General features: G+C 44.5%; 32 protein-coding genes and 1 riboswitch. Of the genes, 19 read left to right on the top strand and 13 right to left on the bottom strand.

Annotation, left to right across the window (positions count from 1 at the left end):
* Positions 1–78 precede the first annotated feature (78 nt).
* The 4 genes from ACSQ2E_RS18485 to ACSQ2E_RS18470 all read left to right on the top strand — a co-directional run bounded on the left by ACSQ2E_RS18485 (position 79) and on the right by ACSQ2E_RS18470 (position 3,907).
* Positions 79–330, top strand: a complete 252-nt coding sequence (locus ACSQ2E_RS18485) for a hypothetical protein (protein ID WP_435992952.1) — start codon at positions 79–81, stop codon at positions 328–330.
* Positions 331–726: 396 nt separating this feature from the next.
* Entirely contained in the window at positions 727–2,214 is a 1,488-nt protein-coding gene (locus ACSQ2E_RS18480; RefSeq protein WP_435992950.1) for a phytoene desaturase family protein, read from the top strand.
* Positions 2,215–2,229: 15 nt separating this feature from the next.
* Entirely contained in the window at positions 2,230–2,715 is a 486-nt protein-coding gene (locus ACSQ2E_RS18475; RefSeq protein ID WP_435992948.1) for a glycosyl-4,4'-diaponeurosporenoate acyltransferase, read from the top strand.
* An 85-nt stretch (positions 2,716–2,800) separates the two neighbouring features.
* Positions 2,801–3,907 carry a glycosyltransferase gene (locus tag ACSQ2E_RS18470; RefSeq protein ID WP_435992946.1) on the top strand — a complete coding sequence of 369 codons (1,107 nt, stop codon included), beginning with the start codon at positions 2,801–2,803 and terminating at the stop codon, positions 3,905–3,907.
* 256 nt (positions 3,908–4,163) lie between these two features.
* On the opposite strand, the gene ACSQ2E_RS18465 is transcribed toward ACSQ2E_RS18470, so the two are convergent.
* Complete coding sequence (locus ACSQ2E_RS18465; protein WP_435992944.1) at positions 4,164–4,466, bottom strand: hypothetical protein; 303 nt, start codon at positions 4,464–4,466, stop codon at positions 4,164–4,166.
* Positions 4,467–4,772: 306 nt separating this feature from the next.
* Between ACSQ2E_RS18465 and ACSQ2E_RS18460 the strand changes: the two genes are divergently transcribed.
* Genes ACSQ2E_RS18460 through ACSQ2E_RS18450 form a run of 3 tightly spaced genes read left to right on the top strand, consistent with a single transcriptional unit; the run spans position 4,773 to position 6,896 of the window.
* Positions 4,773–5,156: a DUF6069 family protein gene (locus ACSQ2E_RS18460; RefSeq protein WP_435992942.1), complete on the top strand. Its 384-nt coding sequence runs from the start codon at positions 4,773–4,775 to the stop codon at positions 5,154–5,156.
* 26 nt (positions 5,157–5,182) lie between these two features.
* Complete coding sequence (locus tag ACSQ2E_RS18455) at positions 5,183–6,277, top strand: sensor histidine kinase (protein ID WP_435992940.1); 1,095 nt, start codon at positions 5,183–5,185, stop codon at positions 6,275–6,277.
* 4 nt (positions 6,278–6,281) lie between these two features.
* On the top strand, positions 6,282–6,896 hold the full coding sequence (locus ACSQ2E_RS18450) for a response regulator transcription factor (protein ID WP_435992938.1): 615 nt from the start codon (positions 6,282–6,284) through the stop codon (positions 6,894–6,896).
* A gap of 76 nt (positions 6,897–6,972) precedes the next feature.
* Here ACSQ2E_RS18450 and ACSQ2E_RS18445 read toward each other — a convergent pair whose 3' ends face one another.
* Both ACSQ2E_RS18445 and ACSQ2E_RS18440 read right to left on the bottom strand, forming a co-directional pair.
* The gene (locus ACSQ2E_RS18445) at positions 6,973–7,440 is read right to left on the bottom strand and encodes a hypothetical protein (RefSeq protein WP_435992936.1); all 468 of its coding nucleotides are present in this window, start codon (positions 7,438–7,440) and stop codon (positions 6,973–6,975) included.
* 9 nt (positions 7,441–7,449) lie between these two features.
* Positions 7,450–8,460, bottom strand: coding sequence for a DUF3231 family protein (locus ACSQ2E_RS18440; protein ID WP_435992934.1), 1,011 nt, complete (start codon positions 8,458–8,460; stop codon positions 7,450–7,452).
* 173 nt (positions 8,461–8,633) lie between these two features.
* Between ACSQ2E_RS18440 and ACSQ2E_RS18435 the strand changes: the two genes are divergently transcribed.
* A complete protein-coding gene (locus ACSQ2E_RS18435; RefSeq protein ID WP_435992932.1) occupies positions 8,634–9,077 on the top strand; it encodes a GNAT family N-acetyltransferase in 444 nt (147 codons plus the stop codon).
* Between the two features lie 140 nt (positions 9,078–9,217).
* Positions 9,218–9,610 (top strand): DUF5412 family protein, encoded by a 393-nt coding sequence (locus ACSQ2E_RS18430; RefSeq protein WP_435992930.1) that lies wholly within the window; start codon positions 9,218–9,220, stop codon positions 9,608–9,610.
* A gap of 244 nt (positions 9,611–9,854) precedes the next feature.
* Here the strand turns inward: ACSQ2E_RS18430 and ACSQ2E_RS18425 are convergent, their stop codons facing one another.
* Positions 9,855–10,535 (bottom strand): hypothetical protein, encoded by a 681-nt coding sequence (locus ACSQ2E_RS18425; RefSeq protein ID WP_435992928.1) that lies wholly within the window; start codon positions 10,533–10,535, stop codon positions 9,855–9,857.
* A 176-nt stretch (positions 10,536–10,711) separates the two neighbouring features.
* Positions 10,712–10,811: riboswitch (purine riboswitch) on the top strand.
* 51 nt (positions 10,812–10,862) lie between these two features.
* On the opposite strand from ACSQ2E_RS18425, the gene add reads away from it, so the two are divergent.
* Entirely contained in the window at positions 10,863–11,879 is a 1,017-nt protein-coding gene (gene add, locus ACSQ2E_RS18420; RefSeq protein ID WP_435992926.1) for an adenosine deaminase, read from the top strand.
* Between the two features lie 46 nt (positions 11,880–11,925).
* Here the strand turns inward: add and ACSQ2E_RS18415 are convergent, their stop codons facing one another.
* Positions 11,926–12,108 (bottom strand): CsbD family protein, encoded by a 183-nt coding sequence (locus tag ACSQ2E_RS18415; RefSeq protein WP_435992924.1) that lies wholly within the window; start codon positions 12,106–12,108, stop codon positions 11,926–11,928.
* Positions 12,109–12,388: 280 nt separating this feature from the next.
* On the opposite strand from ACSQ2E_RS18415, the gene ACSQ2E_RS18410 reads away from it, so the two are divergent.
* Together ACSQ2E_RS18410 and ACSQ2E_RS18405 are read left to right on the top strand one after the other, a co-directional pair.
* Positions 12,389–12,730, top strand: a complete 342-nt coding sequence (locus ACSQ2E_RS18410; protein WP_435992922.1) for a PadR family transcriptional regulator — start codon at positions 12,389–12,391, stop codon at positions 12,728–12,730.
* On the top strand, positions 12,727–13,740 hold the full coding sequence (locus ACSQ2E_RS18405; protein WP_435992920.1) for an HAAS signaling domain-containing protein: 1,014 nt from the start codon (positions 12,727–12,729) through the stop codon (positions 13,738–13,740). Before ACSQ2E_RS18410 ends, ACSQ2E_RS18405 begins: the two co-directional genes overlap by 4 nt.
* 40 nt (positions 13,741–13,780) lie before the next feature.
* On the opposite strand, the gene ACSQ2E_RS18400 is transcribed toward ACSQ2E_RS18405, so the two are convergent.
* Entirely contained in the window at positions 13,781–14,143 is a 363-nt protein-coding gene (locus tag ACSQ2E_RS18400) for a VOC family protein (RefSeq protein ID WP_435992918.1), read from the bottom strand.
* Positions 14,144–14,392: 249 nt separating this feature from the next.
* Here ACSQ2E_RS18400 and ACSQ2E_RS18395 point away from each other — a divergent pair, with 249 nt between their 5' ends.
* Positions 14,393–14,773: a VOC family protein gene (locus ACSQ2E_RS18395; RefSeq protein WP_435992916.1), complete on the top strand. Its 381-nt coding sequence runs from the start codon at positions 14,393–14,395 to the stop codon at positions 14,771–14,773.
* 73 nt (positions 14,774–14,846) lie between these two features.
* On the opposite strand, the gene ACSQ2E_RS18390 is transcribed toward ACSQ2E_RS18395, so the two are convergent.
* Both ACSQ2E_RS18390 and ACSQ2E_RS18385 read right to left on the bottom strand, forming a co-directional pair.
* Positions 14,847–15,089: a hypothetical protein gene (locus tag ACSQ2E_RS18390; protein ID WP_435992914.1), complete on the bottom strand. Its 243-nt coding sequence runs from the start codon at positions 15,087–15,089 to the stop codon at positions 14,847–14,849.
* Positions 15,090–15,174: 85 nt separating this feature from the next.
* Positions 15,175–15,798: an HNH endonuclease family protein gene (locus tag ACSQ2E_RS18385; RefSeq protein ID WP_435992912.1), complete on the bottom strand. Its 624-nt coding sequence runs from the start codon at positions 15,796–15,798 to the stop codon at positions 15,175–15,177.
* Positions 15,799–16,178: 380 nt separating this feature from the next.
* Between ACSQ2E_RS18385 and ACSQ2E_RS18380 the strand changes: the two genes are divergently transcribed.
* Both ACSQ2E_RS18380 and ACSQ2E_RS18375 read left to right on the top strand, forming a co-directional pair.
* Positions 16,179–16,571 carry a hypothetical protein gene (locus ACSQ2E_RS18380; protein ID WP_435992911.1) on the top strand — a complete coding sequence of 131 codons (393 nt, stop codon included), beginning with the start codon at positions 16,179–16,181 and terminating at the stop codon, positions 16,569–16,571.
* Positions 16,572–16,588: 17 nt separating this feature from the next.
* Complete coding sequence (locus tag ACSQ2E_RS18375) at positions 16,589–17,095, top strand: GNAT family N-acetyltransferase (RefSeq protein ID WP_435992909.1); 507 nt, start codon at positions 16,589–16,591, stop codon at positions 17,093–17,095.
* A gap of 36 nt (positions 17,096–17,131) precedes the next feature.
* Here ACSQ2E_RS18375 and ACSQ2E_RS18370 read toward each other — a convergent pair whose 3' ends face one another.
* From ACSQ2E_RS18370 to ACSQ2E_RS18355, 4 genes are all read right to left on the bottom strand, one after another.
* Positions 17,132–17,512 carry a YkvA family protein gene (locus ACSQ2E_RS18370; protein WP_435992907.1) on the bottom strand — a complete coding sequence of 127 codons (381 nt, stop codon included), beginning with the start codon at positions 17,510–17,512 and terminating at the stop codon, positions 17,132–17,134.
* A 20-nt stretch (positions 17,513–17,532) separates the two neighbouring features.
* Positions 17,533–17,883 (bottom strand): potassium channel family protein, encoded by a 351-nt coding sequence (locus ACSQ2E_RS18365; RefSeq protein WP_435992905.1) that lies wholly within the window; start codon positions 17,881–17,883, stop codon positions 17,533–17,535.
* Between the two features lie 132 nt (positions 17,884–18,015).
* Positions 18,016–18,573 (bottom strand): DJ-1/PfpI family protein, encoded by a 558-nt coding sequence (locus ACSQ2E_RS18360; protein WP_435992903.1) that lies wholly within the window; start codon positions 18,571–18,573, stop codon positions 18,016–18,018.
* Positions 18,574–18,703: 130 nt separating this feature from the next.
* Positions 18,704–20,356, bottom strand: a complete 1,653-nt coding sequence (locus tag ACSQ2E_RS18355) for an ABC transporter substrate-binding protein (protein WP_435992901.1) — start codon at positions 20,354–20,356, stop codon at positions 18,704–18,706.
* A 99-nt stretch (positions 20,357–20,455) separates the two neighbouring features.
* On the opposite strand from ACSQ2E_RS18355, the gene ACSQ2E_RS18350 reads away from it, so the two are divergent.
* The 4 genes from ACSQ2E_RS18350 to ACSQ2E_RS18335 all read left to right on the top strand — a co-directional run bounded on the left by ACSQ2E_RS18350 (position 20,456) and on the right by ACSQ2E_RS18335 (position 25,557).
* A complete protein-coding gene (locus ACSQ2E_RS18350; RefSeq protein ID WP_435992899.1) occupies positions 20,456–21,709 on the top strand; it encodes an MDR family MFS transporter in 1,254 nt (417 codons plus the stop codon).
* Positions 21,710–22,766: 1,057 nt separating this feature from the next.
* Positions 22,767–23,270, top strand: a complete 504-nt coding sequence (locus ACSQ2E_RS18345) for a DUF3995 domain-containing protein (protein ID WP_435992897.1) — start codon at positions 22,767–22,769, stop codon at positions 23,268–23,270.
* A gap of 268 nt (positions 23,271–23,538) precedes the next feature.
* Positions 23,539–24,495: a hypothetical protein gene (locus ACSQ2E_RS18340; RefSeq protein WP_435992895.1), complete on the top strand. Its 957-nt coding sequence runs from the start codon at positions 23,539–23,541 to the stop codon at positions 24,493–24,495.
* Positions 24,496–24,867: 372 nt separating this feature from the next.
* Positions 24,868–25,557 (top strand): alpha/beta fold hydrolase, encoded by a 690-nt coding sequence (locus ACSQ2E_RS18335; protein WP_435992893.1) that lies wholly within the window; start codon positions 24,868–24,870, stop codon positions 25,555–25,557.
* A 235-nt stretch (positions 25,558–25,792) separates the two neighbouring features.
* On the opposite strand, the gene ACSQ2E_RS18330 is transcribed toward ACSQ2E_RS18335, so the two are convergent.
* On the bottom strand, positions 25,793–26,263 hold the full coding sequence (locus ACSQ2E_RS18330) for a GNAT family N-acetyltransferase (RefSeq protein WP_435992891.1): 471 nt from the start codon (positions 26,261–26,263) through the stop codon (positions 25,793–25,795).
* Between the last annotated feature and the right edge of the window lies 1 nt (position 26,264).

Below are 26,264 nucleotides of genomic sequence, written 5' to 3'. Positions count from 1 at the left end.
ACATATGGGGCAGCATTTTATGTTTAACGATATTGCCTCTGAAAGGCTTGTAAAAATATATTTTCCGGGAGGTGTAGTATGGTGGCAGGAACCAAGTTGAAATCAAAGTATTTTAAAAAAACTCCAGGAGGGCATACTATAACCAGGAGTGATAGTATGCATAAAGATATCGAGAAATTTGATCATGCTTTTCCTGATGGAGTATTTGCATTCCCTGCACCCGCCGAATCCCCCAAAGTGAAAATAAGGGCATTGGACAAATACTGCAAAGATCACGGTGTTCAGCCAAAAGATTTAACAGATGAAGAAATGCGACAGTTTCTTATTTAATAGCTAAATGGGGACGTATCTCACTTTGCCAAAGGTGGGATACGCCCCTTTGTTTATGTTTTCTCCTATTTTGGATTTATTATATGGATAAGGTAGTGATGAGCTTCACTCCATGATTGGGAGTGGGGCTATTTTGTAACTATTTTCTTGAAATGCTTTACCGTGTTCAAAAAGGAAGCAGGAGAACCGTCCCCATGCTTCCCCTCCATATTGAACCATGACCCAAGCACATTCAACGTTTTTTCTTAGTGGCAGTGAGGGTATAAGATAAGTGCGGAAGATACAGACTTGATGTATTGAAAAAAGCACTGGTACAATTCCAGGCAGATGTCAAAAGTGTTGTAGATAAACATACATACTCCAAACAAGATTTCCGAACAGGAGGAACGGTAACCATTGAAAAATAAAACGGTACTTATCATTGGAGGCGGACTCGGCGGGGTGTCGGCTGCCATTACACTCGCACAGGCGGGATACGATGTTTCCTTATATGAAAAAAACGATCACATTGGAGGAAAGTTGAACCGGCTGGAACAAGACGGCTTTGGTTTTGATCTTGGCCCTTCCATTTTGACGATGCCGCAGATCTTTGAGAAATTGTTTGCGGCCAGCGGTAAATCCATGAAGGATTATGTCCAGATTGAAAGGCTGGATCATCAATGGCGTTCCTTTTTCCCCGATGGAAATGTCATAGACTTGTATGAAGATATGAATGACATGCGTGAGAAAAACGCCTCTCTCAGTGAAAAGGACATTCGTGAATATCAATGTCTGTTGGAGCATTCGAAGACTCATTACGATATGACGGATAAAACCTTATTTAAAGGTGCGGATACGGCAAAAGGAATCGTCAAGCAGGCGGGACTGTTCAGTGTCTTGAAGAACATTGACCTGATGTCCACAGTGCATAAATCCCTCGATAAGCGGATCAGTCATGAGCAGTTTCGCGATATGCTTTCCTATTTTATCAAGTATGTGGGTTCGTCCCCTTACGATGCGCCGGCCGTGATGAATATGATGATCTACATGCAGCATGATCAGGGAGCATGGTACGTTCCCGGCGGTTTGCACAAGCTTGCGGACGCCCTTGTGAAGCTGGCGGAAGAAGTGGGGGTGACCTTCCACCTTGGACGGCAGATCGTCAAACTTGAAAAGAAGGATGGCGACATTACCGGAGCCGTGTTGGAAGACGGGACACGAGTGACCGCCGATCATTATGTGTCCAATATGGAAGTCATACCGGTTTACGAGCGATTACTGGAGGAAGACAGCGAATATATTGATAAATTAAAAAAGAAATTCGAACCAGCGAGTTCCGGTCTCGTGATGCATCTGGGTGTGAAGAAGAGTTATCCGCAGCTCGGCCATCATAATTTCTTTTTTGCTAAAAATATGAAAGAGCAAATGGAATCGATCTTCCACCGCCATGAACTGCCGGATGATCCGGTCATTTATCTCGTCAATGTCAATAAGACCGATCCGACACAGGCTCCTGCAGGACATGAGAATATCAAGGTGCTGCCTCATATTCCGTTTATCCGGGATGAGAATCCGTATACGCAAAAGGACTATGAACAATTCGCTGAGCGGGTCCTGATCAAGTTGGAGAAGATGGGCCTTGATGGCTTGCGTGACAACATTGTCACGAAGGATATGTGGACACCGGAAGATATCAGGCGCACGTATGGCTCCGACCGCGGTGCGATTTATGGGACGGTGTCAGACAGTAAGAAGAATAAAGGGTTGAAGCATCCGAAACAGAGTGAACGCTACGACAACCTCTACTTTGTCGGGGGAACAGTGAATCCTGGAGGGGGAATGCCGATGGTTACCTTAAGCGGCCAACTCGTAGGCGAGAAAATTGTGGAGAGGGATGCTTTATAAAAAAGGGGTGATGTCATGATCGTATCACTGCCTGTTCATTGGATGATACTCATTGATGTGCTTGCCTGGACGTTCTTTCATCTCGCCATTTCGGCCGTTTGCTTGAAGCTTCCTTTGACCTGGTTTTTGAAAGACCATTTCTGGTTTCAGACGTTCCCTTTTGAACAGTCCGGAAAGCTGTGGCAGCGTTTATTCCGGGTGAAAACGTGGAAGGGATTGATTCTGGATGGCACGATTTTTTTCAAAAAGGGATACAGTAAAAAGGGCTTGCATGGCACGAGGTCGAGGGACTTGATGATATTCGCGGCAGAAACGAAACGCGCGGAATTAACCCATTGGCTCTCCATTCTCCCTGCGCCGCTGTTCTTCATATGGAATCCAGTTTGGGCGGGATGGGTGATGATCCTGTATGCTGTTGTCTTCAACCTTCCGATTATTGTTGTTCAACGGTACAATCGGGGCCGCATATCGGCGATCACGTCAGGCATTGGGAAGAAATGAAGCGGACTACTGTAAGGAAGTAGCTACATAAAGGTTGAACGGGGATTGTCACGTTGGTAGTTTCTAGAGGGAGGAGGCAGGTTAAATGACAGCTTCAGAAGTGATCAATCTCATCCTGGGTTTCCTGGGGTTTATCATTGGCATCATTATGTTTTGGTCCTTGCCGGTTCCAAGATTCACCTCCAAAAATACGGAGGGGTTGCCGTTTGTGTCCATCATTATCCCTGCCAGGAATGAAGAAGCCAGGATCTCCCCGTTATTGCAGTCGTTGCAGGAGCAGCGATTCAAGTCATTTGAAATTCTGTTGGTGGATGACGATTCATCGGATCGTACCGTGGCTGTGGCAGAAAGCTATGGTGTAACGGTCCTCCAGAATAAAGGGGCAGGAAAATCGTCTGCCTGCTGGCGCGGGGCCAAGGAAGCAAAAGGGAGCTGGCTGCTGTTCCTCGATGCCGATACCCGATTTACCAGTGTGGATGGATTACGTAATCTTCTTCATTACTACCAGGGAAAAGGAGCAAGGGGTATCCTCGCCTTGCAGCCCTATCACACCGTGGAGCGTGTGTATGAGCACCTCTCCATTGTCTTTAACATCATCGTCGTGGTGGGCATGAATCTCTTTACTGTCTGGGGATCCCGGTTCAAGGCAGCCGGCTCGTTCGGACCATGTATTCTATGTAATCGAGACGATTACTTTTTATCCGGAGGACATGAGAAAATCGAGGGGGCCATCATGGATGATCTGGCACTGGGAGAGGCCTTTCTCGATCAAAATCTTCCCGTTCGCTGTCTTGGCGGCAGGGGAATCATTTCCTTTCGCATGTATCCGGAAGGCTTCGGAAGCCTGATCGAAGGCTGGTGCAAAAGCTTTGCCGTTGGTTCGAAGTCCACTCATCCTGTGGTTATGTTGATGGTTATTCTCTGGATTACCGGAAGTTTAACCAGCCCGTCTTCATTGATCTCTTCGATTATAGAGGGAAGACCCGCTGCAATGATCGTATATGGGGTATTGTATATCCTCTATGCGGTTCAAACGGCATGGTTTGCCCGCAGGGTCGGGGATTTCAGATGGAGGTATTTTGCTTTTTATCCGTTACTGTTTTCTTTCTTCGCGGTGATTTTCCTTTATTCTTTCGTTCGGGTGAATGTTTTTCATTCTGTGAAGTGGAAGGGGCGGAGGATAAAGGTGTGAAGGGCCTCTTTTCTAGAGTTTTTAAGGTAGACGAAGGTATCTGTCCCCATGGCTTTCCAGCAGTGGATTGACAGATGGTTAAATGAGTCGTGAAAAAAAGGTGCCTGACCCCAGTAGGTCAGACACCCTTTTTGGTTTTATGATGGAATGGTCTAACAAAAGAAAAATCGAAGAAATGGAGTGTGGATCATGGTGAGAGGGAACGAAGAGTAGGTATAATATAATCATCATAACGTTGTATAGAGAAATGACGATTTTACCTTTTAGCTCGATTCTCAAGGGTGAAAACCCGTTTATCAATATCAGTGATTCTTGTGTTCAGATAATGAAAGTCTGTTTCAGAACGTTGGTTGCCTACTTTTAACTTAGCAAGGACATCTTCTGATTGTGATGTTTCAATTCTATTGACCGTTTGCTTTACCTCTTTTAAATCATTTCCGAATTCCTTCAGTTTACCGTCGAACTCCTTCATATTACTGTCTAATTCCTTTATGTTACTGTCTAATTCTTTAATGTTCCGTTGAATATCGGATAACATGCTCACGATTTGCTTGTCCATTTTTCTCACCTTCTTCATACTATTATAGTGGATATGAATGGATGATACTACTCTGATATTGGGTGAACTCTGATACTGAGGGCCAGGTCCCTTGGCTCATAGATAGCCAATGATAAAGGGACGGGATTGGATGCTGGTGGGATTGTTGGGTGAGGAGTTAGGGGAGGTTTGAGGTTTTCTATGGGTGAAAAGGAAGCACAAGAACCGTCCCCACGCTTCCAAACAAATGATATTTATCACTATTTCCACCTATTTCCACATGCTACGATGTAAGCAGATTTTTAGTTTATGAGAGTAGGTGCATGTATGAAAAATAGTGTAAAGGTTGGGTGTATGGTGGGGGCGATTTCCGGTGTGGCCGCAATCGTGGTGTATTACTTGCTATGCTTTTTGTTAGACGTTACATTTGAGAAGATAACGCCGGTGTCGATCTTCTTGATGTCGGTTGTCGTGAATATCGTCGGGGCACTGATTTATGCGAAGTTAAAGAAGCGAAGTGCGAGACCGCGATGGATGTATGCCTTCATTACGATTGGGGTGGCATTGGCCCTTTCCCTATTTGATTGGGCGTTTCCTGCAGAGCCGGGTATTGCTGGTGTAGCGAATACGTTACATGGATTTGTGGCGACTCTTTCCATTGCATGGCTTCCGGGCTGGATGGATCGGACGGTCAGTAGAACAAAATCTTGAGATTCGTAGAGGGAGGGGGATGAAGGATGCCGACAATCGCAACGTTTCCTTGGTGGAGGCTGCTCATCATTCCTTCTTTCTATATGCTGCTCCTGCCTTTTGAAGATAAGTGGTATGGGTATGTTTTTTTTCTAGTGCTTGCCCTTGCCTTTTGGGGAAGTACGTCACACGTAAAATATCGTGAATCAGGCATAGTGATTCAGCATTTGTGTGTAATGGCATTGATCATCCTCTTTAATCCGTGGAATATCTGGTTCGGAATGTATCCTGCTATTATCACCGGATTCCTTCCCTCGTTTAGAAGAATCACGGTCTATACTGGATCGATGGCCGCCTTGTATGTCACGTCTGTATGGTATCATGTTGAATTTAACTTAGGAACACAGGATTTGTCCTGGATCCCGATCCTCATCCTTTTCATTGGGTTGCCGTATTTCCTCCGTAACCAACAGATTTCGAATCAAATAAAAACAGAGCTTCTGGGTGCGAATGAAGAAATTGCCCGCCTCATCAAAATTGAGGAAAGAGAACGGATTGCGAGAGACCTGCATGATACGCTCGGGCATACTCTATCCCTTTTAACCTTGAAGGGGGAACTCGTGGAACAGCTCGTTCGTCGGAACCCTGATGAGGCGATCCAGGAGGTACGCGAGCTTCAAGACATTTCCCGGAATACGTTGATACAAGTCCGGAAATTGGTCAGTGATATGCAGTCTGTCAGGCTATCGGAAGAAGTGGAGCAAGTCTCACATTTCCTCCAGTCAGCGGGAATAGAGGTCCATGTCCAGACGATGGATTTGGAAAGAATCCCTCTGGTGAATGGGAAAATCCTCGGCTTGTGCCTTCGGGAATGTGTGACCAATATCGTGAAGCACAGTCAGGCTGAAAATTGTTGGATGGCCATTTATGAAAATAGTGATTCTTTCATCCTGGAGATTGAAGACGATGGAGTCGGCATGGAAGGGATGAATAGAGGTCATGAAGGAAGCGGTTTGATGGGGATGAAGAAGCGCCTTCGCATGATTGAAGGGACTCTGCACTGGACATCGAATGCTGGTCGAGGGATGAAGATAACCATTTCTGTACCAAAAATTGAAAAGCCAATAAGTGAAGAGAGGTGAGAACATGAGAATCATCATCGCAGAAGATCAAGGGATGGTAAGAGGGGCGATTGGGAAGCTATTGTCCTTAGAACCGGATATTGAACTGGTGGGGGAAGCGGAAAATGGGGAAGAAGCCTTGCACCTCATAAGACAGACATCCCCTGACATCGCCATCCTGGATATAGAAATGCCCATCGTAAGCGGCCTTAAAGCAGCGGAAACACTGAAAGGGGAGGGACACCCTTGCCGCATTGTGATCGTGACCACCTTCGCACGGAGCGGCTACTTGCAGCGCGCCATCCAGGCAGGGGTGTATGGCTATCTCCTGAAAGATTCCCCCGTATCCCAATTGGCTGTGCATTTACGGACCATCCTAACAGGTCAAAAAGTATTCAGTCCACAACTCTCCCATTCGATGTTCGAAGAAATGAATCCACTGACAAAAAGGGAACAAGACATCCTCATCCATCTTGAAGAAGGCTATTCCGTAAACGAAATGAGTAAACTCTTATATCTATCTCCTCCCACCATACGGAACTACATCTCTGAAATCATCCAAAAAGTAGAAGCGAAAAACCGTCTCGATGCCGTGAAGATTGCGAGGGTGAAAGGGTGGATTGGATCTGGGGCGGGGTGAGAAGAAGCACGGGGACGGTTCTGTTGCTCCGCTTTGCTTAAAAAGGAAGCACGAGAACCGTCCCCATGCTTCCTTCTCAATCTATCTTTGCTTTGTTTAATAGTATTTTTAAAGAGAATCCAATTATTAATCCAGGAATGACACAGAGCATGGGAAACCACACTGATCCTAATAGTATTCCGGAAATTTTCGCTTGTGCTGAGTACATAATTCCGACCGTCACAAGGAATGCGGAACTGACGAATGGAAGATAGGAGTAAGGTTTTTCTCCTCCACCCGCGTCTTTAAAGGCATCCCACATCGCGAAGAAGTATAAACAGGGATAAAACATAAGCCACTGATAATTTGTATGTGATACTGCATCTTCAATATTTCCAATGAAACTCAAGCGGATGATTTCATTGAAGTTTGCCATCACGTTAATTACAAATTCCAATCCAATAAAGAGAATTCCTTTGACAAGCCGTCCATTTAATAATTGTGGAAATCCAGGCAGGGCTATACTCCATAATATACTCTCAATGATTTTATCTTTTTTTTTCATCTCTATACATCATTTATTTTTCGCCAAGTCACTATGATCTGTTGCCAGAGGGGGCTGTTCCATCCACTCTTTTTCTATTAGGAGATTCATGCCGTCTTCAGCTAACAGTCCAATTTCTGCAATCATTTTAGCGTAACTCGCCGCCAGATCCATTCGTTGGCTTACCGACATTGCCTCACCGTAATAACCAATGGCAGAAGAGAGTAATGCCGTGACATGAAACAACATCAGTTTGTCAGAAAATGGAGGAGTTGTTGAATCAGTCACCTCCGTCTCATAGGTCCTTGGAACATGTAAATTATCTTCCGTTAACATAGAAGATAATACTTTAAAGTGGTCATTACATAGCTGCCTGGACCGTTCCATGTAATTCCTGACTTTTTTCGATCTAGCCACTTGACTGAATCCTAATTCAAGGACAGTCTTCACCATTGTTTTCTGCAAATTCAGATAGGTACCGCTTAGTTCTACTGCACTTATCGGTCTGCGTTTCCCTAACCAACCCGTCATGAATTTTTGTTTCTTTATAAACTCAACTTTTTGGTGATTGTTAAAAGTAGGTGGTTTGCCAATAATCCCTTTATGTGTAAGGACTTTAGTGGACCTATCATACAATTCCAACGTTTCCTTTATAACCCCGATAAAATATTCCCTCTGATCTTCCCGAATGACATTGCCTAATGCGCCAGCATACCTAGTGAGTCCGTGAATAGCCATGATATGGAGATAAACAATGATATAGGTATCTGTAAATAAAGGAGGGGCATCAACGGTAACATCCTCATCTGTAAATCCTATCGGTATGGGATACCCTTCTGTTGTTAGAAAGTCTCCAGCCTTTTGAAGGTGTCTTTCCGTAAGTTCAAAGGCATACTCAAGCACCTGAGTAATATCCGGGTCTTGAACATAATGAAGGAAATGACGAAACATACAGTGTGCTAAGCTATCATTCACATATTGTGTCCAAAGGTTTGCGAGTTCTGATGCACTTATCTTAGTGTGGTGACTGTTGATTTCCATTTACATACCTCCAGTAATTGGTCATAAGTAGTTTATCCCAATGGATCTTGTTTAATGAGTACCTAAATAGATTCCCTATGCTTCCATGGTACAATAATAAAAAAAGGACCGAGCTGCCTGTCCCGGTGGCTCGCTCAAATGATCAAAACAATACAGTAGAGGTGTTCCATATTATGAGCTGGAAGGTAAAGAACTTTAATGAACTATCAACCCACAAGCTTTACGAAATTTTACAAGTAAGGACCGAGGTATTTGTAGTCGAACAGGAATGCGCCTACCTGGAAGTCGATGGGAAAGATCGGCATTCTTTTCATCTTTATAAGGAAGAAAACGGTGAGGTGGTTGCTTATGCCAGACTTTTGCCTGCGGGTGTTTCCTACAACGAACCTTCCATCGGGAGAGTCCTCGTGAAGGAAGAATTTCGCGGAAGAGGGTTCGCAAGCGAGCTGGTTAAAAGAGGATTGGCTTTCATTCATGATGAGTGGGGGGAACAAACGGTGAAGATCCAGGCTCAGGAATATTTGCAGGAGTTCTATGGGTCATTTGGATTCAGGGTGGTAACGGAAACTTATCTGGATGATGGGATTCCTCATGTTGATATGATTTTGCAGGGGTAGGGTGGGGACGTTTCTCGCTCTACTTTTTTATTTTACAAGGTGAAAACGCATTTGGTTCACCAAAAAGTAGGTTATGAACCATCCCCTGCTTCTCATCTATGTGATACAATTTTTGTAAATGGATCATAGGAGGGGTATGTTTGTTTAAGCGTTTTTCATCATTCTTTATAAGACATCCTGTTTTAATATCTTTATCCTTTGTTTTCATTATGGTCTTTTGCGTTTTTGGTTACATAGTTCATTGGGCATTTTACAATATTGAAAGAATTGAGCCGGGGGAACTCATCTCTGAAAAAACATCACCAAGCGGTGCCTACACAGTGAGAACGTACTTGAATAACGGAGGAGCTACGGTGAATTATGCCGTTCTTGGTGTTTTATTTTCAAATGAAAAAAATACCGACTCCAAACATATCTATTGGCAATATAAAGAGACGGCCGGAGAAATTAATTGGATAGATGAAGATACCGTTAACATAAATGGTCAAGAAATTAATATACCTGATGGAAAGTATGATTACAGACATCCATAAGGGTAGAGTGGGGACGGTTGTTATTTCACTAGAAAATGAGGTCATCGACATCGCGCTCAAATCCCGCTCCCCGCTTTTCAAAAGAGATGTGGAATAAAAAACGGAACCTGACAACATAAGGTCAGGTTCCGTTCATTGATGGAAATTCTATAAAAGAAAAAACGAAGCAAAAAGTGTGGGTCATGGTGAGAGGAAACGAAGAGTAAGAATGGGTAACCATCATCATTTTATCGAGAAAGGACCATTACCCTTCAGCACGATTTTCAAGGGTGAAAACCCGCTTGTCGATATCAGTGATTCTTGTATTTAAATAACGAAAATCTGTTTCAGAGCGCTGGTTGCCCACTTTTAACAGAGCAATGACATCTTCTGTTTGTGAGGTTTCAATTCTGTGGACCGTTTCCTTTATTTCTTTTACGTCACTCCCTAACTCTCTCATATTACCCGCGAGCCCTTGTACATTACCCTCAAGCCCTTGCATTTTATGGTCGAGCCCTTGTACATTACCCTCAAGCCCTTGCATTTTATGGTCGAGCCCTTGTACATTACCTTCAAGCCCTTGCATTTTATGATCGAGCCCTTGTACATTACCTTCAAGCCCTTGCATTTTATCATCGAGCCCTTGTACATTACCTTCAAGTCCTTGCATTTTATGGTCGAGCCCTTGTACACTACCTTCAAGCCCTTGCATTTTATGGTCGAGTCCTTGTACACTACCCTCAAGCCCTTGCATTTTATCATCGAGCCCTTGTACATTAGCCTCAAGCCCTTGCATTTTATGGTCGAGCCCTTGTACACTACCTTCAAGTCCTTGCATTTTATGATCGAGCCCTTGCATCTTATGATTTAGCTCTTTATAGTTTAGATTTAACTCCTTCATGTTCTGTTGAATATCAGTTAGCATGTTCACGATTTGCTTGTCCATTTTTCTCACCTCCTTCACATTATTATAGTGGAAATAATTTGAGGATACTACCCATATTTTTGGGAAGGAAGCACAGGGACGGTTCTGCTGCTTCCATCCTGACCTAAAAGGAAGCACGAGAACCGTCCCCCCGCTTCCCTTGACTTTCCAACAGAAGTTTATTATCGTTATAAAAAACCACATACGATTTTCACTTTCGTATAACTCCAATAATATGGTTTGGAGGTCTCTACCAGGAACCAAAAAATCCTGATTACGAAGAAGGTACTGTTATTGTATTTTCTTCGTAATCAGGATTTTTTTTTATGAAAATTGAGGAGGTTCAACATGAATTATTCTACTATGCCAAAGATTGAACTGCACTGCCATCTGGATGGGAGTGTGAGACCTGAGACAATTATTGATTTAGCAAAGAAGGACGGTATCGATCTTCCTTCATTTGATAGGGAAGAGATGAGAGGGGAACTCATTGCCCCTTTGGACTGCGAATCATTGGATGAATACTTGGAGAAGTTCTCGATCCCCAATGACGTGATGCAGACGAAAGAAAATTTAAAGAGAATCTCCTTTGAGCTTTATGAAGATGCAGCGGGTGAAAACGTGAAATATATGGAGGTGCGGTTTGCCCCGTTGCTTCATACGCGGAAAGGATTATCGGTCGAAGAAATCATTGGAAGTGTCGTTGAAGGAATGAAAGAGGCTGAAGAACAATTCGATATTAAAGGGAATATCATTCTGTGCTGTATGAGAACGATGTCGCCGGAAAGTGCCTTTGAGGTCGTGGAAAAGGGGAAGGATTTCCTCGGGAAAGGAGTCGTCGCCATTGATTTATGTGCCTCTGAAGAAAAGGGGTTTTGCGGGAAATTCATCGAACCAATTGCATTGGCGAGAGAATATGGCTACAGAGTCACGATCCACGCTGGTGAAACGGGAATCGGAAGAAATGTGCTCGAGGCTGTTGAATGGCTCGGTGCAGAACGAATCGGACACGGCGTCTATATTACAAACTGTCCGGAAGCGTATCAGGTTGTAAAAGATAAGGGGATCGTGCTTGAAATCTGTCCGACGAGTAATGTCCAGACGAAAGCGGTAAAAGAGTTCCAGGATCACCCGCTTTACAATTTTCACAGGGACGGAATCAAGATCACCATTAATACAGACAACAGAACGGTATCGGATACCACAATGACGAAGGAATGTGAGTTGGTCTGGGGTGAGTTTGCCATGAGTGAAGAGGATTATAAAGAGATTTATATGAATAGTGTGGAGGCCGCTTTTGTGAGTGATGAGGTGAAGGAGGAGTTGAGGGGGAAGCAAGGGGACGGTTCTGTTGCTTCCTTTTGAGAAAGAAAAGAAGCGCGGGAAAAGACCCCGCGCTTCCTGACTGCCGTTACCAACTCTTCTTAAAAGATTCTTTCACATCTCCAACTTTTTCTTGAAGCTTGCCTTTATCCTTATCGCGTTCGCCTTCCGCAATTTTAGAATCGTCGTTTGTAAGTTTGCCTAAGCCCTTCTTCAAATCTCCCTTTGCCTGGTTTCGCTTTCCCTTTACTTGATCATGATTTTCGCTCATTTCTCACTACCTCATTTCTATAGTTTTATTCTTATTATTCATTATCCAATAGGAATAGAAATAAACTAAAAGGTAGTCGGGAAATTGTGGGAATTTGTAAATGATGTACTTGGGGGCCGGTTCTGCTACCTCTTTTCTAACCGAAAAGGAAGCACGAGAACCGTCCCCTTGCTTCTTTTTCAAAAAAAACATTCTTTTCTGCACGTCTATAGTGTATGATACATAGTATAAAGCGTATAGTGTACGACACACAGTATTTATTAAGCAAAGAGGTGAACCTATGGATAAGTCACTGCTGACATCCTTGACGACGGAATTGCGGAGGGGGACATTGACACTGGCGGTATTAAGTCAATTGCGGACACCGCAGTATGGATATTCACTTGTCCAGTTGCTTGAGAAAAGCGGAATTTCGATGGAACAGAGTACACTGTATCCACTGCTGCGCCGGTTGGAGAAGCAGGAACTGGTCACGAGCAGCTGGGACCGGACGGAAAGCAGGCCGAGGAGATATTATGTACTGAGCGAATACGGCACTGATATTCTCGGACAATTAAAGGCCGAATGGGAAAAGATGTCCGGGGAATTGGCCATTTTATTAAAAGGGGATGAGGAAGGATGAAGCTTGTTGAACTCTATATTCAAGAAGTGATGAGAAGGCTTCCGGAGAAGAACCGGGATGATATTGCCTTGGAATTGAAATCGACGATTGAAGACATGTTGCCTGATGATTACACAGAAGATGATGTGAGAGAGGTACTGACTTCACTCGGGAATCCTGCTGTGCTTGCCTCGAATTATCAAGACCGGCCGATGTATTTGATCGGGCCAAGATATTATGATCTGTATTTGACGCTATTGAAAATCATTCTCCCACTTTCCGTAGCAATCACGTTCATCGTGTTGGCCGTAACATCCGTTTTAAACTATTCAGGGGAATCAAATCCCATGGAGGTGTTTTTGTCTATTGCAGGAAATGGGGTTGTCGAGGCGATTGGAACAGCCATGCAGGTATTCTTTTGGCTGACCCTTACCTTTGCCGTCATTGAGCGGACCGTTACCTCGGACAGTCATCTTCCGATTACCATGAGAGGGAAAGAGTGGACGCCTGATGACCTGAAAGACATCCCGTATATCCCGAAAGAAAAACGAATTTCCAAATTTGAGATTTTCGGAGGCTTGGCCTGGACGATCATCTGGGCAACCGGTTACTTTAAAGCGTCAAGTATCGTCGGATTGTATGAAAAGACTGACAGCGGAAGAGAATTCACTCCGTTCTTTCATCAGGATGTGCTCATCGGGTATTGGCCGTTGGTCGTGTTCCTGATCGGCTTGGAACTTCATCTGCTTTTTAGAAAATGGAAAGCGGGGGTCTGGACCAAGAAGCTTGCGATTGTGAATGCAGTCTATCAGTTCATTCCAGTTCTAGCCTTTATGTTCATGTTCAGAAATATGGAGTTGCTGAATGCCGGATTCACAGATCGGATCCAGGAACTGTTTGACGGCTCCTTCAACTTCCAGTGGCTCTACCTGACCATATCCGTTGCGTTACTAATCGCGGCTGTGACCAACAGCTATGATGGATTTAAAAAAGCCTGGAAGCATGGGGACGGTTCTGCTGCTTCCATTTGATTGAAATAGGAAGCGCGAGAACCGTCCCCGCGCTTCTCCCTCAAACCGCTTGAATCATTTCCACGCGGTTCCCAAAGGGGTCCCTGAACTCGAAACGTTCGAATCCGGGTATCGGGATCCCTTCAAGGATTTGAATGTTATTTTTCTCTAGCACATTTCTCCAAGTTGAGATATTATCAACCTGGTAAGCCAAATGGGCTTTCGTTTTGGAACGGTCGACCCCATCTTCCGTGCCGACGTGAACATCTCTGTCCCCGACTTTTAACCAAAACCCTCCCCGACCTTTTAGTGAGTCGGGTTTTTCAATTTCAGGTAATTCGAGAAGACCGCAATAGAAGCCTTTCCCTTCGATTTCAGAACCTTTTGGAATCGTGATCTGTACGTGGTGTAGACCTAGAATCATAGTATCTCCCCCTAATGTGAGTGGAACTTAACCTTAATCCAATCCTATCTCTCCCATTTTAATAAGTAAATGACGATTACTTTATTATGTATGATAAGATTTACTTATTATGGATATATATTTTGATTTAAAGAAATTGAAACCTTCATTTGGCTTAAGAAATAAAGTTAGAAAAAGAGAAGGAGTCAAGGATTCTCTGGAGAATACTACAATGGGTTCCTAATATAATCATGAGGAGTGGAGCAAACAATGATTCATAAAGTCGGTCAAGTCATGTTATACGTCAATGACCAAGATAAGGCAGTGGATTTTTGGACGGAAAAAGTAGGATTTACAGTGAAGGCTGAGGAAGATAACGGTCAGGGAATGAGATGGATTGAAGTGGCCCCGACGAAAGAGGCTGAAACCAGCATCATTCTTCATAACAAGGAATTCGTGGCCAAAATGTCACCTGGTTTAAATCTGGGTACTCCTTCTTTGATGTTTTTCACAGACCAATTCGATGAGTTATATAGCGGTTTATCCAATAAGAAGGTCACAATCGGGGAAATCGTCGACATGCCTGGGGGAAGAGTATTTAACTTTGCCGATCATGAAGAAAATTATTTTGCGGTGATGGAGAGGAAGTAGAAGCATGGGGACGGTGCTGTTGCTTCCTCTCAATCAGGAAAGGAAGCACAGGAACCGTCCCCGTGCTTCCTTTTTAAGGTCGCTCCAACACAGTAGCAAGCATCTTATGAACAATCTCATGATCCCGGACATCATGTAAGCGATACTCCTCCCCGGGCAGCGAATACCATTCCTCGGCCCCAACGTAGGTGATAGAAAGCTTTAGCACACCATCTTCATCACAAGCCGTCACCAGTTCAAGTTCTCCACTGATCACGCCTACTTCAGACGTCATGACCCCGTGGGTTGCCGTGAAAACTGTTGATTTCTTTTCCATATGTATTCCTCCCTTTCGATGTGTGGATATAATCAATGTTGAATGAAAAGGGAGCACGAGAACCGTCCCCGTGCTCCCCTCTAAATCAGTAAATACAACTGTTTAGCATGCCTTGAAGGGCGGATTTCTCTGAAGATTGGAGGCTTAGGCCCCATTTGTATTTCGTGCGGATCCACCATTTGGAGTAACCGCAGGCTGCGGCGGTACGCGGTGGCTGCCAAGTGGATGGGTCCTGGTCTCCCTTGGAGCGGTTGGAGCTTGCGCTGACGGCGATCAGTTGGGGACCGCTCAGATCATTGGCGAAGTCTTCGCGCTTAGCCGTCGTCCAGCTGCTGGCTCCGGAGCGCCATGCTTCTGCAAGGGGGACAACGTGATCGATGTCAAGATCGGATGGATCGGTGAATGTGACCCCGTCGTAATAACTGTACCATGAACCGGATGTCACCGGGCAGCTGCCACTGTAGCTGTCAGCGTCACGCTGCAAGACGAGCTGGCGTGTGTCACACCCATTTCCCTGGCCGATCCAATGGGGGAATTTATCCCGGGAGTATCCGGTCATAGAGCCTTCCGTTTTTACAGTCAACGCGTTCAATTGAGATTGGGCCGTGGACTTGGATGGTGTACCGGGCGGGAATGCCAGTGCCGAGGGCAGGAATAAAGCGAACGAGAGAAGAAGGGCAACAACAAAAACCAACGATTTCTTTAGCATGGGAATGCCTCCTGTATGTATTTTTTTATATCAACATGTCATTCCCTCAGAGAATGGCATGTTAATAGTAAAACAATGAATTCAGGCGGTGAGGAAGGGATTCTTATTGAGGATTTTGCATAAGTTGTGTTCGCTTCTACCATAAATGATAGGGGATGGAATAAGCTTCAACAAGTTAATATTTTGTAAATCAGGGTCTCATTAGAAAGTTGGATCTTTCTTCCTGTTCCTTCAGGATCATTTCTTCATAAAAATTGATTTCAGTCTGTGTAATTATCACTATATGGACGTCATTTTTGGGGGAAGTAGTGAGAAATAAGTGGATATGCAAGAGTGGATTTGAAATAATTGGATATAAGGCGTCTGCCAGGAGGGGTTAAATGAAAAGAATCATAATGACTATCATTTTCGTCATTCTAGTTGGTTTTATAAGCTATTCCATGCTATACAACGGCTTCTCTGGTGTGAAAAGCATAACGATTCAAGAATACGATGAATCATTTGAGGGCGCTGAACCGGTTACCGATCACGAGATCATCTCGACCGTTACGGGAATTCTTAATCGGTCGAATAAAATATCCAATACGCACTATAAGCTTGCCGTAGAACCTACATACAAAATTAAACTGGAATACAAAGAGGATAAGGAAGTGTTATATATTCACGAAGGTTTCGACACAAATGAAACGTTGATTTCGAGTGATCGTAATGAAGATTATTACAAAATCAAGCAGAAACAAACGAATACAATCGTACAGTTATTATTGAAATAGAAATTGGAGGATGGATCATGATACATATTCTGAAAGCAAACGAGGCTCATGTAAAAGGCATTAGTAAAGTTTGTTCCGATGGCAATTGGGCAACATACCGCGATATTTATTCTAAAAATTATATAGAGAAAGTGATAAAAGAGTTCTATAACGAAGAACGGATCCTGAAAGAAGTGACCACATCGAACCGGGAGTGGGGTGGCTATTTTGTCGCCGTTGAAAACGATGAGGTCATTGGTGCTGGTGGAGGCGGGATGATGAATGAGACTGAGGGAGAACTGTATGTTTTATACTTGGATCCTTCGAGGCGCAATGAAGGGATCGGGACTCGATTGCTGGATGCCATCACTCAGCAGCAGAAGGAAGAATTCCATGCGGGTAAGCAGTGGGTGTCCGTGCAAAAAGGGAACGAGAAAGGGATTCCTTTCTACGAAGCGAGAGGGTTTGTATATGAAAGCGAACAGCCTGTTTATGGGAATGAGGAGGGGGAGTATCGGTCGTTGAGGTATTGTCGTGTCATTTGAGGAAGCACGGGAACCGTCCCCGTGCTTCTAAAAACACTATACAAACAACAGTTTCCCTATCCATACAGCTAATAGAATCCAAATAATGATAAAAATAGCTCCTACAAACCAGTTCTTATGTTTGTCGCTTTTCACCATATGTCTTGCCTGTTCCCGTTTCTCCTTGAGCACTTCGGATGGGATCAATTTCAGGGTGACGATGATTCCCAGGGGAACCAGGATCACATCATCAAGATACCCGATGATCGGAATGAAATCAGGGATCAAATCGATGGGACTAAAAGCATAGGCTACGACGCACATGGCCAAAATTTTTGCATACAGAGGGGTTCTTGGATCTTTATAGGATAGATAAAGCACGATAAGATCCTGCTTTACGGTTTTGGCATAGTTCTTTAGTTTCGATAAGGTATTCATAGGAGACCTCCCAAGGAATGCTACTCCCTATTACCATTCCTTTTCAACTTTTCCGGTTTCTGAATCATCGCATACGCCACATACCCGATCATCCCAATGAAAACCCCGTTCCCGCCAAAAATATAAATCATGGTGAATATCTTGCCGAATGTCGTTTGAGGTTCGAAGCTTGGATGTCCGATTGTGCTTAACGTCACCACGCAAAAATAAAGGGCATCGACTACCGACAGGCCCTCCTGTTTTACGTAGAAGGTGGTGCCCGAAAATAATAGAACCAACACCAATGTAAAAAGAACCTGGAAATTTTTCAGTTTAAAGGCCTGCCATAAGGCTTTGAGCAGTCGCTTTAGTGTGAGAAAAAATGAAATCATGGTGACTCCTTTGAAATTCTGTTTTTTTGATAGCATAACAGAAGGAGCGATAGGTTGAGAAGAGGTTCTTGGAGGGGATGGGAAGACACTGAAAAAAAGCCACGGCATATATATCACCATGGCCGCCACTTTCTATCCCCTAAGCAAATTTTTAAAAAACAACATGGTTTCCAATTCATCTTCCCGATCGTTAAAGAGGTTTAACTGCTTGCCTACTTCAACAGCGAATTCAACATAGGCGCTGCCTTCTGCCGTGATGAGGTTTTCACATACCGTGGTATCTGCCTTACTTTGATACACCGGATCGAAATAGGAAGGGAATTCAGAAATATCGATTGAAGTAGAATACGTTCGATTCCGTAACACCGCGCTCTTTCCAAGTAGGGTAGACGCTCCACAAATGGCAGCGATCCACTTGTTTTCCTGATCGAATTCTTGGATTAGCTTCAGGAACGCCGCTTCCTCTAAAAGTGGTTCAGGGTCTCCACCGGGGATGACCAATATGTCATAATCGCTCACTCGGCATTCATTCAAGGCCCGATCGACTCTGATTCTGAATTTACCGCTATGGGTCACTTCCTCTTGGAGTGCTGCCGTCTCGATCTCCACATTGGTTACACTGAAGATGTACGATAATGGACTGATTTCCCAATCCACATAGTGATCATATAACAAGAATAAAGCTTTCATAGACTCATACCCTTCCTTACAAAGATTTTCTGAAAAAACTTCCTAAGCTTATATTATCAGAAGTAACGATTGATTTGGGATTTTTTAACTATTTTCTGAGGGAGCACAAGAACCGTCCCCCCGCTTCCTCCTATATCTCCGGCCGCACCCACAGCTTAGCAAAGTCCACATACCCAAAATGCTTGATTTCGATATTCATAATATCCGTCGAAAAAGGGATGTAGCGTTTCTCATAGTAAAGTGGAATCATGATCGATTCTTTCATCAGTAAGTTTTCCAAGTTCATATTCAACGACGTCCAGTCCTCAAATGGCGTATGCCGATATTCGTCCAGGAGTGAATTCCAGATGCCTTTTTTTTCGAATAGTCCATTAAGAGGAGAATAACCGTTTTTCAAAAAATGATAAAACGAAAAATCCTGATTCGATTCAAATATCTCCCCGTGTATGAAAAGATCCACATCCAAGGTCTCCGGATGCCTCGTCAGCGTGTCGGCAAAGGAAAACCACTGTACGTCGACGGGGATCCCTTCTTTTTCAAAAATCTTCACAAGCCACTCGGTTGTTTTCGCTGTATGATTGGCACAGCGGATCACGAGGGGCTCGGGGAACAGGGGACGGTCAGCTTCCGGGATCGTCATGCCTTGATCCTGGCCGACGAAAATGCTTTTCCCATTCGGTGTCATGCGGGGATCAAGGTCACGGAGGGTGTGGCGGTTCTTCGCGATCACCCAATGCAGATAATCCCGCACTTCTTTTCTCTGAATCTGGGAATCTCGCCCGGGGACGGCATTCATGACGACAATCCCGAATCCTGAGTCACTCTCGACTTCGACGGACGAAGACTGACTTTCTTCTATATGAGAGTGATAGATTCCCTTGAAGTCTTTCGGCACCTGGACAAATTCGACTGCGTCAAGGAGCGGCCTTTCCTGGAAGTGTTCTTTAAAGGCAGCGAGGGTCGTCTTGGACTCGGTATTTTCTTCAAGGGAGAAGCACCCTGTCCCAAAGGTCCGTCCCTTGGATTCTTTATAGATGCTTGCGCACATCATGCTGAGCATGGGGAGGGTGTAGCTGCAGCCTCCAGGATGATGGATGTCGATGATGAGGGGGGCTTTTACCTCGATCATTTCAATGGGAGCCCACAGTTCCTGGTAGTGAGGGCAGGTCCGAAGCTGTTCGAGACACTGAACGACATCTTTAGCCGTCAGGATGGAGCCGTCGTGGAAGCGGACATCCTTTTTTAGATAGAGTCGAAGTTTACTGGGGGACACGTCCCAGCTGTGAGCGAGTTCCGGCAGGATGTCTCCTTTTTCTGTGATGGAGACAAGACGGTTGAATACGTTTGCCACGAGATGGGCGCTCATGACGTCGGCTGCCTCCAAGGGATGGATCGAGAAAAAGGGATATCTCTTCGGCACGATCAGCTTGTCCTTGGACTCCTTCACAAATCCGAGCTTACTGTGAAAAGTATTCATCAGCCTCATCTTGCTATCGGTGGACCAGTTGTACATGAGATACTTGCTGCTCTGCTCGATCGGTTCCTCTTCCATGAGCTTCTCGACTTCTTCTTCGAACGCATCCTCCACATCTTTCTTCCACTGGAGTGTCGAGACATTTCCCCGTCCGCGTCCCGGGGTGAAAGCGATCCAGCCTTCTTTATCCCATTTTTTCAAATAGCGGGAGGTCTGTTTATGGCTTAATTGCAGGGTTTCGGAGATTTCTTCCACGCGGATGCTGCCTGAGGGATAGTACCTCCAAAGGGTGAGTAATTTGTTCTCCATATGTTTTTCCTCCTAAAAGGGGACATCAATTTGAAAAGTGTCTATTTTTATAATGTTCCGTCTAGTTTACTATACAGTAAATAGAGGAGGGGGAACAACATGAAGTGGAAGGAATTACCTCAAAACATTAAAGTACGGATGATCACCTCATTCTTCAATCGTGCCGTTTCATCCGCCGTCATGCCGTTCATGGCGCTGTTCTTTGCACAGGAACTGAATAAAATCTGGGCAGGGATCTTCCTGATCGTCACCGTGGTGATCGGATTCTGTGTCAATCTCGTCGGGGGATACATTTCGGACCGCTTTCCCCGGAAAAGAGTACTGCTGACGACGTCCTGGCTGAACGCACTGTTCTTTTTCATCATGACGGTGAGTCTTTTTCCGGAAGATAACTTGATCCTGCTGTTCGCAGGTGCGTATATTGGATTCATCATCACAAGCAGCCTGGGACGCCCGGCGATGCATGCGATCATCATCGACTCGACGACACCGGAGAACCGGAAAGCCGTCTATGCACTGGATTACTGGCTCGTTAATCTGTCCATGGCGATCGGGGCCGCCCTCGGGGGACTGCTGTATTTGAACCATCAAACAGAATTATTCATGATGCTGACCTTCACGTCGACAACGATCCCCATCGCATATGGCATCTGGCTTCAGGACAATTTTAAAGATCAGCTTCAGAAAAAACATGAAAATGTGTTCGTCGATCTCATCAACAATTACCGGATTGCCTTCAGGGATTCCGCCTTTGTGAAAGTGGTGGCAGGGTCCACCTTCATCTTTGCAGCGGAATGTTCCCTGAACAGCTATATCGGGATCCGCTTGGCTGAAACGTTCAAGGCGGTGAACATCGGGAGTTTCGAAATCGTCGGGGTGAGGATGCTCAGTATCCTGAACATCGAGAACATGCTGCTCGTTGTCTGCCTAACGTTCATCATCAATCGTTATACAGATCGCCTGAATAAAAAGAACGCTCTCTTGATCGGGCTGCTCCTGTACGGCATCGGCTATGTGACCGTCACATCGGCCAACACGTGGTACGTCCTGATTGCCTTCAATCTGATCGCGACCATGGGAGAGCTCATCTACTCGCCGATCCGCAATGCAGAGCAGGCGAACATGATCCCAAGCGATAAGCGGGGATCTTACTCCGCATTCTCCAACCTGTCCTTCAGCGGAGCGGACCTTGTCGCACGATCCACCATCATCATCGGAGCCTTCCTGATGCCGATGATGATGAGTGTCTATATCGGATTCATCGTCATGCTTGGCACCGTCCTTGTTTACACGGGATTATTTGGCGGGAGCTGGGTGAAGGCGAAGGTATTGGGTATGAGTGGAGGGAAGTAAGAGGGACGGACATCTAAATCGTTTCATTCAAAATAAGGTGAGGGAGGTCCGTCCCTCAATAAAGGAGAGGAGGAATCATAATGATCTACCGAAGAAAGATGTACCGTGTGTCCCCACGGATTATAGACGATTTCAATGTGCATTTTAATCAAACGCTGTTACCGGCCCAGTTGAAATATGGATCCAGGTAAATCCTTGGGCTTGTATTCTCTGCCGCAGGTATTGGTGCTGTACTTGGAAGATCGCTCTCCACTCGGGCAGGTCAGCGATGGGGTATTGGAGGAGTCTTGACTTTTTGACGAATTCTGTATATTCCACCGATAATTCTGATTGTCCTAGCACCACCAGCTATCCAAGATAATCTGCAGACAAATGCACTGATAATGGTTGTGATAGGTCAATTCCATTACGGTTTTGCCATGGGATTGGAAGGTCCACTAGGCGGGGGAATAGCCGATGGATTTGGGTATTGAATGGCTTTATGGGTTTCCATAATAGGACTAGCTATCTGCGGAGTTTGGTTCGGGCTCTCGAAAATGCGCAATGCCCAACTCCAAGATGACGACACAAAAGAAAACCACTAAACTTCATTTAGATTAGGTAAGAAGAATCCTACCAATAACAAAGCAATTAAGGATTTTGCAAATACGTGTTTTGTGGAAGAGAGGGAGCTCTAAGCATCTGTTCTACGACATAGGAACAGAGCCTATCCCAAATATTGGTGTAATCATCGACGGCAAGAAATTTGATAAGTAAAAAGCCGTAAATCCAGATGCAATACCATTAAAATACGGACCAGAAATGAAGCGTCAAAGGTTTATACCGAGGCTTTTTTGTGTGTAAATTAGTGTCGTGCCAACTCGGAATTTTTTTTTGCTTTTTAAGTTTAAAAAATCTTCTTATTTAACAAACTGGCCATATAATGCAGTAACTGATTGTACAAATGCACAAGTATAATCTGGATATTCAGAAAAATTTAATTGAACTTAACAAATTATTGAATGAAACAATATAAAAAACTATACGTATTTTAAAGAGAGTTCTGTTATCCCTCATAATGAAAGGAGTTATTACAATCAAAAAAAATAATGAACGTCATCCTCTGGACAAAAAAGGGAGTTGGTTGGTTTTTACTGGTTATGCAGCGTTTGTTTGGTCGACTCTATTCGGGTTAATCCACATTTACTGGGCTGTAGGAGGCACTTTAGGATTTGAAGGCAGGACGATGAGCGAAGTGTTATTCATCATTAATCTGGTTGCAATTGCCCTATGTGTAATTGCTGCTTTTACTGCACTTGCATTTGTTCAAGCATGGGGACGAAGGTTTCCATCCTGGTTGTTGCTCACTTCAGCATGGGGAGCGTGTGTGGTATTGGGTTTGCGCGGTGGTGCAGGGATAATTCAAAGCTTGTTGGAAGCAGAACCACTTTCTTTACTATTAATAATAGTTGAACCGTTTTTCTTGTTAGGAGGTATCTTATATGGACTTCTTGCTTTTCTTTACATTAATACCTCCAATAATGGGAGAAAAATAATACAGAATGAGATAAATATGAGGTGAACCTACAGTTATTCCATTAAAGGGCAATTTAATGGAATTAAGGAAGGGATTACTCAAACGGAAATCGAAGTTAATTTAGAGTTATGATATTTTATTCGATAATCTAGAGTAACTATGTTATGTAAGGAAGGCACTAATATGAGTCTTTGAAATATAAAGTGCTTGAAAGTTGTATGTGAAAGGTTTAAAAGCGTTAAAGGCATTAGGGTAGGAGTGAATAAATAATTTTGAAGCAAAGCGAGTTAGAACTTGTAGAGGAGATGAGAAGGTGACTATTAGTGCAGAGAGGCAGGCCACAAGATTGATGAGGTTGCGTAGAATCTGCGGTTATGGTGCCGCAATAGCAGTAACACCTTACCTGCTGATCAAAATCGTGTGGACTTTCGGTCTCTTCCTTCCAACCGAGCAAATGAGTGACGCCAGCTGGCGCATTGTAAACGCAGTAACCGCCGTTCTCGCTGCTATTGGTATCCTTCTTGCACTGGCGTTCTGCAGGCCGTGGGGGGAGCGGCTACCTGCGTGGTTGGTTGCTCTACCCATTTGGGTTGGTACCGGTTTCCTCGTTCCCATGGTGTTGGTTGCACCAGTTCTGGGCCCTGCAGCTATGATCCGGGATCAAGAGGCAGGTGCCGCCGACTTCTGGGTATACGAGCAGATCTTCGTCATGATCTCACTTTTCGGGATCGGCATCTTCCTGCCGCTTGCTTTGGCGGGGTATGCAAAGGCACGTTGGCCAGAGGCGCTGAGTGGCACAACCGACTACAAGGAGTTGCCGGGAAATACTCGACAACTACAGATCATCTTGGCTAGGATCGTCGCTGCCGGCTGCATTCTGCTTGGTGTCATCAAGGTGTTTTGGGCGGTAGGCGGCTCTTTCGGCATCGACCCGGCAATCATGGGTGAACGCGATGTGTGGTGGCACGTGCTGTCATTGAGTATAGGTGTGTGGTCCTTTGCAGGTGCGTGGGGCATACTGGTGGTAGCATCGCGTCGTGGTTCGAGGTGGTTTCTACCGCCTATGGCAGCGGCATGGATTTCATCGGGAGCGTTGTTCTCCAACAACCTCTATTCCGCCTTATCTTCAGTTCGACTCGATGCGCCACCCTCCCCAGAGTACCCTTTGGCGTGGTTGTTGACCACACAGGCCGGCATCGTCTTAGGTGTAATAATGGGGATGATTATCCTGCTGGTGCTGCACGAGCGCCGTCGAGCCCTTCGAGATTAGTCCAACTGAAGTTGGTTACACAGAACCACGGAAATGAATTACCCATAAAAATAGTTAAACCATGATTACCTTTGCGGTCTATGGTAAGAACCCTGTCACTAGGATATGTAAGAGGGCAATAACTGAAGATCGTTATTAATGTCTGTGAAGATTATCTTTAAATCGAGTCTTCTTTTAAAGGGCACATTTCTCTAATAAGAAATGCGTCTAGTTTAATTTATGGGCTATATAGTTCAAGATGAGCAGAGAATATTTAACTAACGGGAAAAAGAGTTTAAAAAGGAATATTCACACGTTCGCTGAATATATAGGTACAGAGATTAAATAAATCGGGTTTGATATAATAATACCTACCCTAGGAGATGATCGGAGATGGAAACACGGGTGTATCAAATTGAACTGAATGGACTCACTTTTCAATATCGCGAGAGTGGAGAACCTTCTGCCCCACCACTTGTTGCACTTCACGCGCTGGGGACAAGTGCAGAAACATGGAATCAAGTTGCTGCTGTATTAGGAGAAAAATACCGAGTTTTAGCTTTAGATCAACGGGGGCACGGTGGGAGTGCGAGAACTAGTACATACACTTTTGAACTGATGTCCGATGACTTGCTTCATTTTGCGAATGCTATGAAATTGGAACGGTTTACGCTAATTGGTCATTCCATGGGAGGAACAGTATCCTATCTTTTCGCGGAAACATATCCGTCAAGAATAGAAAGGTTGATTGTTGAAGACACTCCTCCTCCTGTTCCAGATAAGACGTTCGAAGTTCCTTCCAAACCTTCTGATCCCCTACCGTTTGATTGGCTGGTAGTGCCTTCAATTCTACAGCAACTTAATGAACCTAATCCCGAATGGTGGGAGCGTCTTTCGGACATTATTATGCCGACTCTTATTATAGGCGGTGGGTCCAGTCATATTGCTCAAAACAAATTGCAGGAAGTTTCTGAGCTTATACCGAATTGCGAACTGGTGACGATAGAAGATGCCGGGCACTTTGTGCATGATGATAATTTACCAGCCTTCTTAGCCGCCGTAAAAAATTTTCTTAATTCATGAATTTCCAACGCTTTCACTGCTAGCCTAATTCATAACAAACAAACGGGCGCTTATCTGAAACAAGGATAGCATCTTATTTAATGTTATCAAGTATTGTGTAAAAATGTTTCGTTTTGAAATAATTGGTATTAAGCATGGCGATTGCAGCAAAGTGGATCGCCTTTTCTTTATGAGGAAGATTCTACTGTTACTTGAGGAGATGGGGGTCAGACCTTTAAGGCTGACCCTTATTTTTTCAAAAATCCTTCGCCATAATACTAAATTGATAGTTTTCACCCCTTATTTCATTTTCGAATGATCCCCGTTTTCTGAATCCCTCTTTCTCATACGTTCTGATCGCCCGTTCATTGAAATCCACGACGGCCAATTCCAAATGAGTGAACTTCAGCCGTTCACGTCCTTGTTCGATGATCGCTTGCACAAAGGCCTGGCCGTGTCCCTTTCCTGTCATGGAGGGCTTCATCTGAACCCCGAGGACCAGGATGGTTTCCCCGTCTTCTTCCACATCATAAAACTCACAATTTCCTACAAGATTTTCGTTTTCGTCCACGACGGAAAAGGCTCTTTCCAAGTGGACGCTCTCTTTCAATCCTTCGATTTTTTCTTTTTGGCTATTGTTATCATAAAACGAATAGATGCCTTCATACGTCCACGTGATGAATTCGTTGATATCTTCCTGTGTCCGTCTTCTGATGGTCAGTTCCATG

Origin of the sequence: Rossellomorea sp. LjRoot5 (assembly GCF_964253455.1) — a bacterium.
GTDB lineage: Bacteria > Bacillota > Bacilli > Bacillales > Bacillaceae_B > Rossellomorea.
This window is presented reverse-complemented; position numbering and strand designations above follow the sequence as displayed.

Bases quoted from the DNA above. Each gene is read 5' to 3' on its own strand.
- ACSQ2E_RS18485 (WP_435992952.1), top strand. From the start codon at position 79: ATGGTGGCAGGAACCAAGTTGAAATCAAAGTATTTTAAAAAAACTCCA.
- ACSQ2E_RS18475 (WP_435992948.1), top strand. From the start codon at position 2,230: ATGATCGTATCACTGCCTGTTCATTGGATGATACTCATTGATGTGCTT.
- ACSQ2E_RS18470 (WP_435992946.1), top strand. From the start codon at position 2,801: ATGACAGCTTCAGAAGTGATCAATCTCATCCTGGGTTTCCTGGGGTTT.
- ACSQ2E_RS18465 (WP_435992944.1), bottom strand. From the start codon at position 4,466: ATGGACAAGCAAATCGTGAGCATGTTATCCGATATTCAACGGAACATT.
- ACSQ2E_RS18460 (WP_435992942.1), top strand. From the start codon at position 4,773: ATGAAAAATAGTGTAAAGGTTGGGTGTATGGTGGGGGCGATTTCCGGT.
- ACSQ2E_RS18455 (WP_435992940.1), top strand. From the start codon at position 5,183: ATGCCGACAATCGCAACGTTTCCTTGGTGGAGGCTGCTCATCATTCCT.
- ACSQ2E_RS18450 (WP_435992938.1), top strand. From the start codon at position 6,282: ATGAGAATCATCATCGCAGAAGATCAAGGGATGGTAAGAGGGGCGATT.
- ACSQ2E_RS18445 (WP_435992936.1), bottom strand. From the start codon at position 7,440: ATGAAAAAAAAAGATAAAATCATTGAGAGTATATTATGGAGTATAGCC.
- ACSQ2E_RS18440 (WP_435992934.1), bottom strand. From the start codon at position 8,460: ATGGAAATCAACAGTCACCACACTAAGATAAGTGCATCAGAACTCGCA.
- ACSQ2E_RS18435 (WP_435992932.1), top strand. From the start codon at position 8,634: ATGAGCTGGAAGGTAAAGAACTTTAATGAACTATCAACCCACAAGCTT.
- ACSQ2E_RS18425 (WP_435992928.1), bottom strand. From the start codon at position 10,535: ATGGACAAGCAAATCGTGAACATGCTAACTGATATTCAACAGAACATG.
- add (WP_435992926.1), top strand. From the start codon at position 10,863: ATGAATTATTCTACTATGCCAAAGATTGAACTGCACTGCCATCTGGAT.
- ACSQ2E_RS18415 (WP_435992924.1), bottom strand. From the start codon at position 12,108: ATGAGCGAAAATCATGATCAAGTAAAGGGAAAGCGAAACCAGGCAAAG.
- ACSQ2E_RS18410 (WP_435992922.1), top strand. From the start codon at position 12,389: ATGGATAAGTCACTGCTGACATCCTTGACGACGGAATTGCGGAGGGGG.
- ACSQ2E_RS18405 (WP_435992920.1), top strand. From the start codon at position 12,727: ATGAAGCTTGTTGAACTCTATATTCAAGAAGTGATGAGAAGGCTTCCG.
- ACSQ2E_RS18400 (WP_435992918.1), bottom strand. From the start codon at position 14,143: ATGATTCTAGGTCTACACCACGTACAGATCACGATTCCAAAAGGTTCT.
- ACSQ2E_RS18395 (WP_435992916.1), top strand. From the start codon at position 14,393: ATGATTCATAAAGTCGGTCAAGTCATGTTATACGTCAATGACCAAGAT.
- ACSQ2E_RS18390 (WP_435992914.1), bottom strand. From the start codon at position 15,089: ATGGAAAAGAAATCAACAGTTTTCACGGCAACCCACGGGGTCATGACG.
- ACSQ2E_RS18385 (WP_435992912.1), bottom strand. From the start codon at position 15,798: ATGCTAAAGAAATCGTTGGTTTTTGTTGTTGCCCTTCTTCTCTCGTTC.
- ACSQ2E_RS18380 (WP_435992911.1), top strand. From the start codon at position 16,179: ATGAAAAGAATCATAATGACTATCATTTTCGTCATTCTAGTTGGTTTT.
- ACSQ2E_RS18375 (WP_435992909.1), top strand. From the start codon at position 16,589: ATGATACATATTCTGAAAGCAAACGAGGCTCATGTAAAAGGCATTAGT.
- ACSQ2E_RS18370 (WP_435992907.1), bottom strand. From the start codon at position 17,512: ATGAATACCTTATCGAAACTAAAGAACTATGCCAAAACCGTAAAGCAG.
- ACSQ2E_RS18365 (WP_435992905.1), bottom strand. From the start codon at position 17,883: ATGATTTCATTTTTTCTCACACTAAAGCGACTGCTCAAAGCCTTATGG.
- ACSQ2E_RS18360 (WP_435992903.1), bottom strand. From the start codon at position 18,573: ATGAAAGCTTTATTCTTGTTATATGATCACTATGTGGATTGGGAAATC.
- ACSQ2E_RS18355 (WP_435992901.1), bottom strand. From the start codon at position 20,356: ATGGAGAACAAATTACTCACCCTTTGGAGGTACTATCCCTCAGGCAGC.
- ACSQ2E_RS18350 (WP_435992899.1), top strand. From the start codon at position 20,456: ATGAAGTGGAAGGAATTACCTCAAAACATTAAAGTACGGATGATCACC.
- ACSQ2E_RS18345 (WP_435992897.1), top strand. From the start codon at position 22,767: ATGAAAGGAGTTATTACAATCAAAAAAAATAATGAACGTCATCCTCTG.
- ACSQ2E_RS18335 (WP_435992893.1), top strand. From the start codon at position 24,868: ATGGAAACACGGGTGTATCAAATTGAACTGAATGGACTCACTTTTCAA.
- ACSQ2E_RS18330 (WP_435992891.1), bottom strand. From the start codon at position 26,263: ATGGAACTGACCATCAGAAGACGGACACAGGAAGATATCAACGAATTC.